Below are 14,167 nucleotides of genomic sequence, written 5' to 3' on the forward strand. Positions count from 1 at the left end.
ACCATGAAAAAAATAATTGTACCCGTAGATTTCTCAGAACATTCTGAATATGCCCTAGAAGTGGCTGCTCAATTAGCTCAAAAATATGACAGTCAGCTGTTGATGGTGCATATGATGGGCTTGGCGCCCTCTTTTCTCACAAAAGATGAGTCGCAAGAGGTGTTTGAGGCTATGTACTACATGAAACTTACCGAAAAACGATTTGAGGAATTTTTGGAAAAGGATTACTTGAAGGATATCAATGTGCAGACCGTAGTGCAGAACTATAAGGAATTCAAGGAATTGGATCAAGTTGCCCAAGAACATGATGCCGACCTTATTGTGATGGGATCCCACGGTAGCAGTGGAATGCGGGAAATATTTGTGGGTTCCAATACCGAAAAGGTGGTGCGCACGGCAACGGTACCCGTATTAGTGATCAAGAATAGAATCCTGAACATGAACTTGGAAAGTATGGTCTTCGTGTGCGATTTCTCAAAGGACTACGTTCCGGCATTTAAGAAAGCACGAAGCTTTGCAAAAGCTTTTGGGGCTAAGTTTCAAATACTGTATGTGAATACCCCAGAACGTTTTAGCAGAACAAGTGAATTGGAAGAGAAAGCATATAATTTCCTTCTTGCTGCTGGAGATGAGGATAAGGAATTATACAATAACATCGTATACTATTGTGATAATACAGTAGAGGATGGCATATTTACGTATAGCAATGCTTTCGGAGCTGATGTTATTGCGGTACCTACTCATGGTAGAAGAGGTTTAATGCACTTCTTTGCCGGTAGTCTTGGGGAAGAATTGGTGAACCATGCTAAAATACCTGTGGTGACATTTAAGATATAGTTATGGCGAGCGATTAATTTCGTGAAGAGGGGACATTATTTATGATGGTTCCCTCTTTTTTATGACAATGCGTGAAGGGCAATCTCTATCATTTTGGAGAAGGTAGTCTCCCGTTCTTCAGCAGAAGTTTGGGCTTTGGTTACCAATGAATCGGATATGGTAAGAATAGCTAATGCCCTTGCATTGTATTTGGCTGCAACGGTGTACAATCCTGCCGCCTCCATTTCTACACAAAGCACTCCGAATTCCGCCCACTTTTTATACGCATTGGGATCGTCTTCGTAAAATTCATCGCTAGACAGGACGTTACCTGCTTTTATTGGTATTTGGTGTTGCTGGGCATATTGGGTTGCTTTCATAAACAGCTCAAAATTGGCAGTTGGGGAATAATCGGCATTAATAAACCGCGAATTATTGATCCCCGAGGTAGAGGAAGCAGCCATGGCAATAACAATGTCCCTTAGGCCAATATCGGGCTGATAGGATCCAGCACTCCCTACACGAATCAAGTTTTTTACTCCGTAATCATTTATAAGCTCATGACAATAAATCAGTGCCGAAGGGATTCCCATCCCAGTTCCCTGAACTGAAATACGTTTTCCCTTATAGGTCCCCGTATATCCTAACATGGCTCTTACGTCGTTATAGCACACTGGATTTTCAAGAAAGGTCTCTGCGATCCATTTGGCCCTCATGGGGTCTCCCGGAAGTAATACCGATTCGGCAATTTCACCAGGCTTTGCTTCTATATGAATACTCATGGTTTTTTTTCTTTTGAAGAGAGCATTAGTTGCACACCGGATGAGGTTCCCAGGCGATCGGCCCCAGCTTTAATGAATGCCTCCGCATCCTCTACCGTTTTTATGCCTCCGGATGCTTTTATCTGGGTGCCATTATCAACACAGGCCTTAATAAGTAGAATATCATTTATTTCAGCACCGCCTTCACCGAATCCCGTAGAGGTCTTAACAAAATCGCCCCCAGCTTTCTTTATGATCTCACACGCCAATTTTTTTTCAAGATTACTTAAATAGCATGTTTCAATAATTACTTTTAATGGTCTTCGCCCTATGGCTTTCTTCACCGCCGAAATTTCCTCCCTCACCGATTTTACCAACCCGGAGCGCAGCCAGCCCAAATTGATGACCATGTCTATTTCATCCGCACCATCTTTTATCGCTCTTTTGGCTTCGGCGATCTTGGCTTTGGTAGATGCGGCGCCCAGGGGAAATCCAATGGTAGCAGCCACTTTAACATCGGTTTTTTTTAAGGTATTGGCAGCAAGGTATACGTAGCAACTATTCACACAGACTGCATGGAAGTTGTATTTTTTTGCTTCGTCGCAAAGTGCTACAATATCCTCTGTGGTAGCCAAGGGTTTCAATAAGGTGTGATCAATATAACGGTTCAGCTCTCTCATGCTACCTTGGAATTAATGATTGAAATAAGCTCATCCCTTTGTAATACTCCACTTTGTCGCCAGAGTTGTTTTCCATGTTGAAACAGTATCAGCGTAGGCACCCCACGAACTTGATACTTCTCGGATAGATTCGCATTTTTGTCTACATCGATTTTCAACACCCTTAGACTTTCACCCATTTCATCCTTCACTTCTTTAAGAATTGGCGCCAATACTTTGCATGGACCACACCATGTAGCATGGAAGTCAATAAGAACAGGAACGTCAGACTCTATTAAGGATTGGAAATTACTTTTCATTAGTTTGCCTTTTTCGGTTTTTGGAATGTAAAAGTTACCAAAGAATACAATAACCATCCAAATGCTAAAATGAAAAGGGTTCTTTGAAAGAGTCCCTTATATTCTGAAAACTGAAACATAAGCAAGGACAATCCAATAGCGAGCGCGCACATTAAAATCGAGGTGGCTTTCTCCATTCTTTTTTTAACGTAAAACAATATAGCGATGCAGTACATGCAAAATACGGTTCCCGTGATCGTAGAAAATACGGAATGTGCTATGTGTTCGGGCATGGAGAAGCCTATATCGGTATAAGGGGCATGTTTAAATATTCCTGTTAACGCCAACGAAAGGGCAAAGAAATACAACAAATAAAGAGGAAGCCAAAAGCGCCTAAGTTTCTTGGTTGCCAAAAATACTACGGCTAAGGCAAGCAGAAAGAATACGGTGTTCATGATCCAATTCCCAGGAGTATTCTGAGCACCCAATTCGCTCATTGAATTCTGTATCAAGGAATAGCCTGAAAAGGAAAATTTTGGCAGGATGAACATTACTGCTAAGAGAAGCAGGTAGGCTAGGGCGTAAAAAAAACCAATGAATCTCATATCGCTTAAACTAAAAAACCAATGGATTAATGTCGTATCGTTTCAAGACAGGAAGCAGGTCTTCAAGTGGAACCCTAACCGAATAGCTTCCCGTATAGGAGGGACAAACTACACAATCGTCGAAATAATATTCTACGCAGTAATCATCGAGTACGAAGTTATCCTTGTATTCGAAGAAGTCATCTTCAGAAATGGTCCAGCAGTCGTAGTACATTTCGCCTTCATTTATCTTGCTCTGTATTACCTCATTCAGGATTTTTCTGAACTCTTCTTCAGATCCTTCAATAAAGAAATCATCGTAATTCATAAATACGGAACGACCCAAATCAAAATTCATACAATCGAACGAATAAGTAGGGTGGAGTGTGCCCGAATAGAAGTTTTCCTTGTAAAAAAGAATGCTTACTAGCTTGTCATTTACATTGTAGATCTTATAATCTATAAAACGCTTTTCCCTAAAACGGTTGGTGCGAATGGTATCGCAGAGGAGCTCTTTGTCTTCCAAAATACCAGCCTCCGTTCCTATGATATCGACATAGTATTCATTGATATATTCATTGAAGTTGACATACGATGGTTGTAGGTTTTCATTCAAAATTGGATATCGAAAATCTATGGTGAACAGGTCCTGTTCATTAATGTAATTTTTCTCAATAATGAGTTCCTGTAGTTCATCCTTTTCATCTTCCTGTTCTATTAAGGATTGTTGTTTCAACTCAATCGATTCTTGCCGCTGTAAGTCTAAATCTTCACGTACAACTGATACACTATCGATGATTTGTTCCTCAACAACCTCAGTAGGAAGGTCCGTAGTTTCAGGTACTGACTTATCACTATCCGATTTACAACCTACAAAGGTGATAAGAAGTAGGAATACTATAGAAATGGGTTTCATAACATACATATTTATGGGTTAAATGTACCCAAGGTTGATTCCTGAAAAAATGATATCTATCATGAAGATGAAAAAGGTGTGTCCATCAACAAACACACCTTTTCTGAAGCTCGAAAAGCCTCTTCTAAACAAAAGTCACTTCTTTATACGTTTATGGCATCATCTTTAAACAAGAGGGTTAGTCTGGAAAGGATGATGAGTTCAGATTTATTCTTTCCAGCAAATGCACCGGCAATTGCATGTGCCGTTTTATGGATTAGTTTCTTACGATCTGGAGTAAAGAGTTTTCTATGATCGTTATAGAAATCTTCAAAACTGCGGTAACAATCATCGGCTGTCATCTGTTCATAATCGAACCAATCGAATACAATTTCTATCTGATAGGCGGCATCTGCGCCGAAGTTATCTTTATAGTCATCCATAGACATCCATTCCTCCCTAACTAGCTTCTTAAGGGTCTTGGTTTCCGACTCACGAACTACTTTGTCCGCAGCGGCGACCGCATAAAATAGCTGTCCCACTTCTTGATAAAATGCTAGTTGAAGTTCTTCGGTTGTCATGATTGCTAAATTTATTTGGGCAAGTTAATTAGGGTCCCATTTGAATTCTATGATATTTATCAGGTTCGAAAATCTATAAGGAATGTTTACATTTGATCCATGAAATTCTTCCAGGACAAATTTTCCGAAGTTTTTGAGACCATATTCGATTCGGTATCCGAAGGAATTATTGTGGTAAACCCCCAACAGATCATCGCTGTTGTGAATGGATCGGCCAATGAAATGTTCGGATATAGTCACAACGAATTGGTGGGAAAACATCTGGATACTTTAATTCCCAAAAACTATAGAGAGCACCATCATGCCCATGTGGACAAGTTCATGGGACAGAGGGATAAGCGGAGTATGGGCAAAGGGAGGGACCTTTATGGCCTGCACAAGGATGGAACCCAATTTCCCGTAGAGGCAGGGCTCAATCCGTTTACGATTGAAGATCGGAGGTATGTTATGGCTATTGTAACCGATATTACCGATCGAAAGAACTATACAGAAAATCTCGAGCGAATAGTTCGGGAGCGTACGAGTCAACTTACAGAAGCCCTGGAAAAGGAAAAGGAATTGAACGAATTGAAGACCAAATTCCTTTCGCTGGTGTCCCACGAATTCAAGACGCCACTAAGTGGTATTCTTACATCCGCAACCTTAATAGGAAAATATACCCAAGAAGAACAGCAGGATAAGCGCGAGAAGCATCTTATGACCATTCAGAACAAGGTGAAATACCTGAACAACATCATAAATGACTTTCTCTCCATAGAACGATTGGAAAGCGGCAAGGTAAATTATAAGCTATCTAGATTTCCCCTTAGTAAGGTGATTAATGAAGTGGTCTATGACGCCAATTCGAACCTTAAGGAAGGGCAGCGAATCATGTACCCCGACAATATTGATGGGATAGAATTGGAGTTCGATGAGAAGATTTTGGTTTTGGTACTTACCAATTTGGTGAACAATGCCATAAAGTACTCACCTGAAAACACTGAAATTGAAATTAAAACAAATGCTAAAGGAAAAGAATTGGTCATTTCCATACTCGATCAGGGAATAGGTATCCCAGAAAAGGAGCAAAAGTTTATTTTCGACAGGTACTTTCGTGCTGCCAATGCACTTACAGATCAGGGCACGGGTATTGGGCTCAATATTGTAAAAAGCCATTTGCAGAATCTTGGTGGGAGTATTACCTTTAGCAGTCTAGAAGGTAAAGGAAGTACATTTACCGTTACCATTCCAACCCCCTAATGCAAACCTAAATGAAAAAGGTTCTTATTATTGAAGACGACGTTGCCCTTCGTGAAAATACAGCAGAGTTATTGGAAATTTCGGGTTACTCAGTTGTTACCGCGGCCAATGGTAGATTAGGTATTGATAAAGCCAAAAACGAATCCCCTGATATTGTGATATGCGATATTATGATGCCCGAAGTAGATGGGTACGAGGTACTAAATTCGTTGTCCAGTAATACCGATACCATGCATATCCCCTTTATATTTCTGTCTGCAAAAACAGAACATAAAGAAGTTAGAAAGGGAATGGATTTAGGTGCAGACGATTACCTTACCAAGCCATTTGAGGAGGAAGAATTGTTGAGCGCCCTGGAAAGCCGATTGGCCAAGGCCGAGATTTTGTCCAAACGCAGGGACCAAGAAACACCTGCTCCCCAGGTTACCCGTAGGGAAGATGTGTTAAGGAATTTAAACGAACTCAAAAACTTCTTCGATGACAATGGTACCATTGCCAACTATAAAAGGGGAGAGAATATTTATGAGGAAGGGTCGCATTCCAATTATGTCTATCTAATTTTGAAAGGAGTGGTAAAAAGCCATAGGATGGATAAAAACGGAAAGGAACTTATCACGGCCCTGCATCAGGAAGACGATTTCCTGGGCTTTACTTCCTTTGTGGATAATATTCCCTATCATGAGTCGGCAACCGCCCTGGAGGAAGTAGAATTGGCCAAGATGTCCAAAATGGAAATTAAAGAAGTACTGTCTCAGAGTAATGCGGTATCCTTAGAACTTATTAATTTGTTAACCCATAATATTTCCGAGGTTAAGGAACAATTACTCCAAATGGCATTTAGCTCTGTAAGAAGGAAGACAGCCCAAACGATCTTGCAATTTGCAGAAGTGCTGCATAAAAAACCCGCAGAAAACATTAAGATCTCCCGTAATGATTTGGCCAGTGTGGCCGGCATTGCCACAGAAAGCCTTATCCGGACCCTTTCCAGTTTTAAAAAAGAAGGTCTCATAGAAATTGAAGGTCGAAACATTCGAATTTTAAAACTGGATGAACTACGCCGAATCGGTTAACTGATATTTGTCATATTTTATTTTTGCTCGGAAAAATACATTTGTTTCTATAATTGTTAGAAATGATTAATGTTTTAGTTCCTACGGATTTTTCGGAGAACTCATGGAATGCCATTGCCTATGGCATTCAGTTTTTTGCAGAAGAAACCGCAAACTTTTATTTGGTGCATATTGATTTGTTCTCAAGGGAACATAGGGATACGGTTGCCAATGGAATTTTTGTGGCTCCTGTAGATTCCGTTTCAAGCGGAGAAAAGTTGAAGGATACCATAGAAAGGATTCGGGATACCTTTCCTGAAACAAAGCATCATTTTCATACGATATTGAAGCATTCCTTTTTCATCGAGGGGATAAAACAAGAAGTAGTGGCCAATAATATCGACTTTATTCTCATGGGCACGAAAGGGGCCTCCGGGCTCAAGGAAGTAACTGTAGGAAGTCGAACAGGAGAAGTAATAGCCCGTGTAAAGTGTCCCATTCTAATTGTACCAGAGAACGCCCAATTTGCGAAGCTTAAGGAAATTGCCTTTCCGACAGATTTCCATACGTACTACAAAAATAAAATCCTGTTAACCTTGGCAGAAATCTTAGAACAACATCAGCCAGAGCTTCACATAGTCCATTTAACAGACAAAGAAAAAGCGTTAAGCGATGAGCAATTGGAGCACATGAATTTCTTGATGGACTTCTTGGCGGATCGATCCCATACATTCCATTTTCTTCCGCATGCACCCATTGAAGAAGGTTTGGCAGAATTTGTAGAAGAAAATGATATTCAGTTAATAGCTATGGTGGCCAAAAACATCAACTTCTTTCAACGATTGCTATTTAAAACTTCAGCAGAAAAAATTAGCTACCATACCAAAATTCCTTTTTTGGTATTGCACGAGTAAATGATTCGTTTTACATGACTTGAGATGATGGATATCATTTTTTATAGGTGATCGGCAACCTACCTTTGGAGTAGCACCTATAAAAAGTAAAACGATGATACGGGTACTTATACCAACAGATTTTTCGGAAAACGCCTTTAACGCCATTCGATATGCTATGGAACTGCTCAAATACCAAAAGAGTGAATTTTTGGTGGTGAATTGTTTTGCCGATGATGTATACGCGAATACGCTGGAAATGTCCCGCGAGTTCTTCGATCTGTATAAGGATAAGGCGAAGGAGGCAATTGAAAGGTCCTTGCAGGGCGTCATTGCCGAAATGCTCGAAATTTCCCCCAATCCTAGGCATAATTATGATTACCGCGCTTCTTTTCAGTCATTGGTAGATATGTGTAACGATATGGCTAATAAAGAGGATTTAGATCTTATTATTATGGGGACCAAGGGAAAAACGGACCACAGCGAGGTTACGTTTGGTAGTCAGGCCTTACAAGTAGCAAAATATGTGAAATGTCCTGTGTTAATGGTGCCAGTGGCTTATCATAAAAACCCACCAGAGAATGTATTGTTCCCAACAGATTATCAAGTTCCCTATAAGCGAAGGGAGTTAAAATTATTGCATACGCTTTCCAATAATTTTAATGCCCATACACAGTTCCTGCACTTATCTAAGTCGCAGGGGCTATCACACAGACAGGAAGACAATAAGCGCTTTCTGGATAGCTGTTTACAGGAACGTACATCGCATATTCATTTAATGGGTGATAACCTTACGGAGGCTATAAATCATGCCATAGCAAACGATGGGATTAATCTATTGGTCATGGTGAATTCACGACATTCTTATATGGAAAGCCTGTTGGAGAATTCTACGATAGATGCCATGGGGCTTCATGTAAAAATTCCGTTTCTAATTATGCAGAATCTATCTCGATAACCTTTAAAATACCAGAACGATGAAAAGAGTCATTTTACCTACCGATTTTTCTGAAAACGCCTATAATGCGATTCAATATGCCATAGCGCTTTTTAAGGGAGAACCATGCACATTTTACCTTCTTAATACATTTACGCCAGCCTCCTATTATGTGGGAGTGAATATGGTGAATAGTTATTCGGCGCTGGAGTTGGAAAAAATGGCTTCTGCGAACTCCCGGAAAGGCCTAGATGAGGTAGAGGAGCGAATAAAAAGTGAATTCGTAGATCCAGATCACATTTACATAAAGCTTTCTGCTTTCAATATGTTAGCGGCCGAAATCAATGAATTGATAAACGACCATGATATCGATTTGGTAGTGATGGGAACCAAAGGAGCCACTGGGGCAAAGGAAGTATTTCTAGGAACCCAAACCATGCATATCATAAAGCGGGTGGAATGTCCTGTGATCGTGGTGCCTTCGGGCTTTCATTACGAAGTTCCCAAGGAGATTCTCTTTGCTACCGACTTTCAATTTGACCGAGGAAATCGATTTTTACCCTTACTAAAGGATATTTCAGAAAAGAATATTGCAAGAACTAATATACTTAACGCCTATTATGGCAATCCATTGAATGACCAACAAGCGGAAAACAAAGGTTTTTTAGATACTTATTTCAAGAACACGGCACACCTTTTTCATACAGCAGAAGGAGTAGATGTGATAGAAGCAGTAGAAAAGTTTCAGGTGAAGCACAAGATTAACTTTTTGGTCATGATACATAACAAACACTCGTTTTTTGAAAACATATTGTTCAAACCAGTAATTAATCAACTGGTATATCATACCGAAGTTCCCTTTATGGTAATCCCTTCAGAGAAGCGACTACATTCTTAAGACACAATACAATGAGAAAGATATTAATACCCACCGATTTTTCGAACAATGCATATAACGCAATAGTGTATGCAACAAAACTATTCCAGAATGAACCCAGTACGTTTTATGTGCTTCATTCTTTTGAAAATGAGGTGTCCCGTTTAACCAGTAGGGTAGATATTGGTAAATCTGAGGAGGTTATTGATGAACTCTATGACAGCACGGAGCGAAAATTGGAAGAATTAAAAAAAACCATCTCACAAAATAACCTGGGGTCTGATCATATATTGGAAACCATAGCATCCTCCAAAAGGCTTTCCGGTATGGTTAACTACCTAGTAAAAGAAAAGGGAATCGATATGGTAGTTATGGGGACCAAAGGGCAAACAGGAGCCAAAGAGGTACTACTGGGAAGTACTACCGTGCAGCTCATTAAAAAGATAGAAAAGTCTCCATTATTGGTCATTCCAGAAGATATGGAATATACGCCATTAAAGCACATTGCTTTTGCTACTGGATTCGAATATCCCTACACCGATACTGAAGTACAACCATTACTGCAATTAGCAGCTATAGATTCAGCAACGGTACATATCCTCCATATGAGGGAAGATGAACAATTGGAACTGGATAGAAAGGAGCATGTGTCCAAATTGAAAACAATTCTTGAGACTATTTCATATGAAATACATTGGTTGACAAAAGGAAAGAGCAAGACGGATGTAATATCTGATTATGTGTATAGTAATCCCGTAGACCTTTTGGCAATGATCTATTATAAATACGGCTTTTTAAAAAGCTTGTTTAGGGAATCGATTGTGAAGAAGGTAGCTCGACATCCTGGGATTCCTTTTTTAATGATACCGGCTTCCAAGTAATCACAGATAAGAAGCGATTTGAAAGAAAAACAAATGAGACACTAACTATAAATGATTTGCTATGAAAAAAAAGATATTGATACCTACAGATTTTTCTAAAAATGCATGGGGAGCTATGTGCTATGCTTTAGAGCTCTTTAAGAACGAAGAGTGCGATATATATGTCCTTAACTGTTATGATGTAGACGAATTTAGTGCTTCCGAATTGGCATCTTCACCATTTTCTAAGCAGAATCACCGACAGATGTTGCTGGAAAAATCAGAGAACGAATTGAAGAAGATTTCACAACGAATTTCATTTAGGGATGAGTCTCTAGAACACCGGTACTTTTATCTCTCCAATGATGGCGAATTGATTCCTGCCATGAAAGAGATTATAGAGAGAAAGGATATCGATTTAGTGGTCATGGGAACCAAGGGGAAAACGGATAGCTTCAATATAGCTTTTGGAAGCAATGCTGTCTTGGCGATGGAAAAAATAAGGAACTGCCCCGTATTGGTCATTCCTCCGGACACTTTGTTTTCCGAACCCAATGAGATTGTATTTCCAACTAGTTTTAAAACACATTTTAAGAGAAGGGAACTGCGATACTTGATAGATATTGCACGTATAACCAATGCGCCTATCCGAATTTTACACGTACGTAAAGAATTGGAATTGGACGAAGTTCAAAAGAACTATAAAACCTTATTGGAAGAATGTTTTGAAGGATTGGAATACACCTTTCATACATTGGAAAATGCCAGTATAGACGTTGCCCTAAGGCTTTTTGTACAGAGCAGGGAAAGTCAAATGATTGCCTTTGTCAATAAGAAACATACCTTTTTTAATACGGTGTTTAATCAACCATTGGTAAAGAAAATAGGTGTGGATACGGATGTGCCCTTGTTAGCCCTGCACGATTTAAGAAACTAAATATAGGATTATGAAAAAGGTAGGAATATGGATTGATAAAAAAGAAGCGTACGTGATTTGGGATAAAGGAGAAGGGCAGGAGCAGGAGGTAAAGAAAATACAATCCCAAATTGAAAGCTTTCGTCCACATGGAGGATCAGGAACCCGATTAAAAGGAGGACCGCAAGATGTGGTTCAGGATAGCAAGTATTTAGAACGGGAACGCCATCAGATGAAAAGTTATTTTGATAGCATTTGCCAAGAAATAGCCGATGCAAGCGAAATTATGGTATTTGGTCCAGCACAAACGGGACAGAAATTTGTAAAGGAACTGAATCTCTCGTATAAAGAATTGGCCGCGAAGGTAAAAGATGAAAGTAAGGCGGACAGCATGACCGAAAATCAGATGAAAGCATGGGTTCGTGATTATTTCAGAAACACATAAGTCATCCAAAAAAAGAGTCACATGGAACCGGAACAAATAGAGATTATTAAATCATCGGGAGAGAAGGTTCGATTTTCTTTGGAAAAGCTAAGAGGTTCCCTTAAGAGAAGTGGAGCAGATACTCATACTATAGATCAAATCATTGGTGTGGTTCGTGATGAACTTTATCAAGGTATAACCACCAAAGAGGTCTACAATCGCGCTTTTGCCCTTCTGAAAAAGAAAAAATCTACTTATGCCTCCAAGTACAAATTGAAAAAGGCCATATACGAATTGGGCCCAACTGGATTTCCATTTGAGCGTTTTGTTGGAGCCATTTTGCATTATTCCGGATTTGAGACATCCGTAAACCTTTACATACCTGGTAAGTGTGTTACCCATGAAATTGATGTGGTCGCTAAGAAAAATGGAGCTACCATATTGGTAGAATGTAAATTTCATGGCGATCGTGGACATACGTGCGATGTAAAAGTTCCATTGTACATTAATTCCCGATTCAGGGATATACTGCAAAGTTTTGACGGGCACGATACTGCCAAAACCCCAGACGAATGTTGGGTAGTCACCAACACCCGCTTTACAAAGGATGCGCGTACCTACGGGACATGCGCGGAACTCAAGCTATTAAGTTGGGATTACCCAGAAGATAATGGGTTAAAGGATCGAATAGACAGATTGGGATTATATCCTATAACCGTATCGACCTTACTATCTAATAGGGAAAAGCAGTTTTTATTGAGTCGTGATGTGGTGTTGTGTCGTCAAGTTATAGACGATCATTTCTATCTAGATCACCTCGGTGTATCCGACAATAGAAAAGAACGAATCCTGCAGGAGGTGAAAATGTTATGTGCCAACTAAAAATAACATGAGAACAACTAAGGTACATTTCTTGGGTGCTTCTGGTACGGTTACCGGATCTAAATTTTTGTTGGAAACACCAAGTGGGAATATACTTGTGGATTGTGGGCTATTTCAAGGATTAAAAGAGCTACGGGAGCATAATTGGAATGCATTCCCGTTTCCTGTTCCTTCTATAGATTTTGTGTTATTAACCCATGGTCATTTAGACCATACGGGGTATTTACCCAGATTGATTAAACAGGGGTTTAGGGGTGAAATTTTGGGAACGGCACCTACATTGGCCATTGCGAAAATTATTTTAGAAGACAGTGCCAAAATTCATGAAGAAGAGGCAGAAAGGGCAAATCGTGAGGGATATTCTAAGCACAATCCGGCGTTGCCATTTTACACCAAAGAAGAGGCCCAGAAGACCATACGTTTTTTTAAGGCGATCCAAACAGGTGAATGGATTTCCCTTCTTAATGAAATAAAGGTGCGTTTTCAATGCAATGGCCATATAATAGGCTCTACCTTTATTGAAATCGATATCTACAGTAAACGATTTGTCTTTTCTGGCGACATTGGACGTAATGATGATTTTTTATTGGAGCCGCCAAGGAAACCAGAATGGGCAGATTATTTATTTCTGGAAAGTACATATGGAAACAAGCTGCACCCAAAAGAAGATGTTTCGAAAACATTAATGGAGTTGGCACTTCGTACACTGAATTCTAAGGGAACACTCATCATTCCTTCTTTTGCGGTGGAGCGCTTACAAACATTGATGTTCCTTTTTTGGTCCCTTTATCGCAAAAACAACATACCCAACATTCCTGTTTTTATAGATAGTCCAATGGGTAACAGTGTATTCAACGTATTTGAGCAATTTCCCGATTGGCACAAACTTTCGCCATCAGATCTTCGGAATATGGAACAAAGAATGACGATTGTTTCCTCATACAAGGAAACATGGCAAACCATAGACGATCCTAGGGCCAAAGTAGTTATTGCTGGGAGTGGTATGATAACCGGTGGTCGTGTCCTAACTTATTTAAAGCAGCTTTTAGATGAAGTAACCACGACGGTCTTATTGGTAGGTTACCAATCTGAAGGAACCCGAGGAAGGCAGCTTTTGGAAGGAGCGCATGAAATTAGACTCTTTGGTAAGTATATTCCTGTACATGCAGATGTGCACCATATAGAAGGTTTGTCATCTCATGCCGATCAACAAGGAATTATGGATTGGATAAGCACTATTAAGAACATACCTGAAGAAGTTTTCTTAATTCATGGCGAATCTACGGCTCGCGACGCACTCAGGGTTAAAATTCAAGACACACATCATTGGAGAACTTCCATGCCAAAAATGTACGATATAGTTGAACTAATGGTGTAGTAGGATTGGGTTTTTTCTTTCTTAAATCCTTGTAAAACTGACAATTATCATTTCGATCACCTTCCTTCTGGCGTACATTTATCACTGTAATTTATTAACCTTAAATCGCTTATAATC

The 14,167-nt window shown here is 39.8% G+C and carries 17 protein-coding genes; 11 read left to right on the forward strand and 6 right to left on the reverse strand.

Going from position 1 to position 14,167, the window contains the following annotated elements:
- Nucleotides 1-3 precede the first annotated feature (3 nt).
- Nucleotides 4-837 (forward strand): universal stress protein, encoded by an 834-nt coding sequence (locus AC6JAD_RS13005; protein ID WP_461303636.1) that lies wholly within the window; start codon nt 4-6, stop codon nt 835-837.
- Nucleotides 838-896: 59 nt separating this feature from the next.
- Here AC6JAD_RS13005 and deoD read toward each other — a convergent pair whose 3' ends face one another.
- The 6 genes from deoD to AC6JAD_RS13035 form a co-directional block, all read right to left on the reverse strand.
- A complete protein-coding gene (gene deoD, locus AC6JAD_RS13010) occupies nt 897-1,598 on the reverse strand; it encodes a purine-nucleoside phosphorylase (RefSeq protein ID WP_461303637.1) in 702 nt (233 codons plus the stop codon).
- Nucleotides 1,595-2,257 carry a deoxyribose-phosphate aldolase gene (gene deoC, locus AC6JAD_RS13015; RefSeq protein WP_461303638.1) on the reverse strand — a complete coding sequence of 221 codons (663 nt, stop codon included), beginning with the start codon at nt 2,255-2,257 and terminating at the stop codon, nt 1,595-1,597. The genes deoD and deoC overlap by 4 nt, the downstream gene beginning before the upstream one ends.
- Nucleotides 2,254-2,556: a thioredoxin gene (gene trxA, locus AC6JAD_RS13020; RefSeq protein WP_461303639.1), complete on the reverse strand. Its 303-nt coding sequence runs from the start codon at nt 2,554-2,556 to the stop codon at nt 2,254-2,256. Before trxA ends, deoC begins: the two co-directional genes overlap by 4 nt.
- Entirely contained in the window at nt 2,556-3,140 is a 585-nt protein-coding gene (locus tag AC6JAD_RS13025) for a DUF998 domain-containing protein (RefSeq protein WP_461303640.1), read from the reverse strand. Before AC6JAD_RS13025 ends, trxA begins: the two co-directional genes overlap by 1 nt.
- 10 nt (nt 3,141-3,150) lie before the next feature.
- Complete coding sequence (locus AC6JAD_RS13030; RefSeq protein ID WP_461303641.1) at nt 3,151-4,035, reverse strand: hypothetical protein; 885 nt, start codon at nt 4,033-4,035, stop codon at nt 3,151-3,153.
- Between the two features lie 143 nt (nt 4,036-4,178).
- Entirely contained in the window at nt 4,179-4,595 is a 417-nt protein-coding gene (locus AC6JAD_RS13035) for a hypothetical protein (protein WP_461303642.1), read from the reverse strand.
- Nucleotides 4,596-4,694: 99 nt separating this feature from the next.
- Between AC6JAD_RS13035 and AC6JAD_RS13040 the strand changes: the two genes are divergently transcribed.
- The 10 genes from AC6JAD_RS13040 to AC6JAD_RS13085 all read left to right on the forward strand — a co-directional run bounded on the left by AC6JAD_RS13040 (nt 4,695) and on the right by AC6JAD_RS13085 (nt 14,050).
- Nucleotides 4,695-5,834: a PAS domain-containing sensor histidine kinase gene (locus AC6JAD_RS13040; RefSeq protein ID WP_461303643.1), complete on the forward strand. Its 1,140-nt coding sequence runs from the start codon at nt 4,695-4,697 to the stop codon at nt 5,832-5,834.
- Between the two features lie 11 nt (nt 5,835-5,845).
- Complete coding sequence (locus AC6JAD_RS13045) at nt 5,846-6,904, forward strand: response regulator (protein WP_461303644.1); 1,059 nt, start codon at nt 5,846-5,848, stop codon at nt 6,902-6,904.
- A 62-nt stretch (nt 6,905-6,966) separates the two neighbouring features.
- Nucleotides 6,967-7,797, forward strand: a complete 831-nt coding sequence (locus AC6JAD_RS13050; protein ID WP_461303645.1) for a universal stress protein — start codon at nt 6,967-6,969, stop codon at nt 7,795-7,797.
- Between the two features lie 94 nt (nt 7,798-7,891).
- The gene (locus AC6JAD_RS13055) at nt 7,892-8,734 is read left to right on the forward strand and encodes a universal stress protein (protein WP_461303646.1); all 843 of its coding nucleotides are present in this window, start codon (nt 7,892-7,894) and stop codon (nt 8,732-8,734) included.
- Nucleotides 8,735-8,753: 19 nt separating this feature from the next.
- On the forward strand, nt 8,754-9,611 hold the full coding sequence (locus AC6JAD_RS13060) for a universal stress protein (protein ID WP_461303647.1): 858 nt from the start codon (nt 8,754-8,756) through the stop codon (nt 9,609-9,611).
- Between the two features lie 11 nt (nt 9,612-9,622).
- Nucleotides 9,623-10,471, forward strand: coding sequence for a universal stress protein (locus AC6JAD_RS13065; RefSeq protein ID WP_461303648.1), 849 nt, complete (start codon nt 9,623-9,625; stop codon nt 10,469-10,471).
- 61 nt (nt 10,472-10,532) lie between these two features.
- The gene (locus AC6JAD_RS13070) at nt 10,533-11,387 is read left to right on the forward strand and encodes a universal stress protein (RefSeq protein WP_461303649.1); all 855 of its coding nucleotides are present in this window, start codon (nt 10,533-10,535) and stop codon (nt 11,385-11,387) included.
- Between the two features lie 10 nt (nt 11,388-11,397).
- Nucleotides 11,398-11,811, forward strand: coding sequence for a hypothetical protein (locus tag AC6JAD_RS13075; protein ID WP_461303650.1), 414 nt, complete (start codon nt 11,398-11,400; stop codon nt 11,809-11,811).
- A 21-nt stretch (nt 11,812-11,832) separates the two neighbouring features.
- Nucleotides 11,833-12,672, forward strand: a complete 840-nt coding sequence (locus AC6JAD_RS13080; RefSeq protein ID WP_461303651.1) for a restriction endonuclease — start codon at nt 11,833-11,835, stop codon at nt 12,670-12,672.
- Between the two features lie 7 nt (nt 12,673-12,679).
- Complete coding sequence (locus AC6JAD_RS13085) at nt 12,680-14,050, forward strand: MBL fold metallo-hydrolase RNA specificity domain-containing protein (protein ID WP_461303652.1); 1,371 nt, start codon at nt 12,680-12,682, stop codon at nt 14,048-14,050.
- Nucleotides 14,051-14,167 lie beyond the last annotated feature (117 nt).

Source organism: Aureisphaera sp., assembly GCF_059726885.1.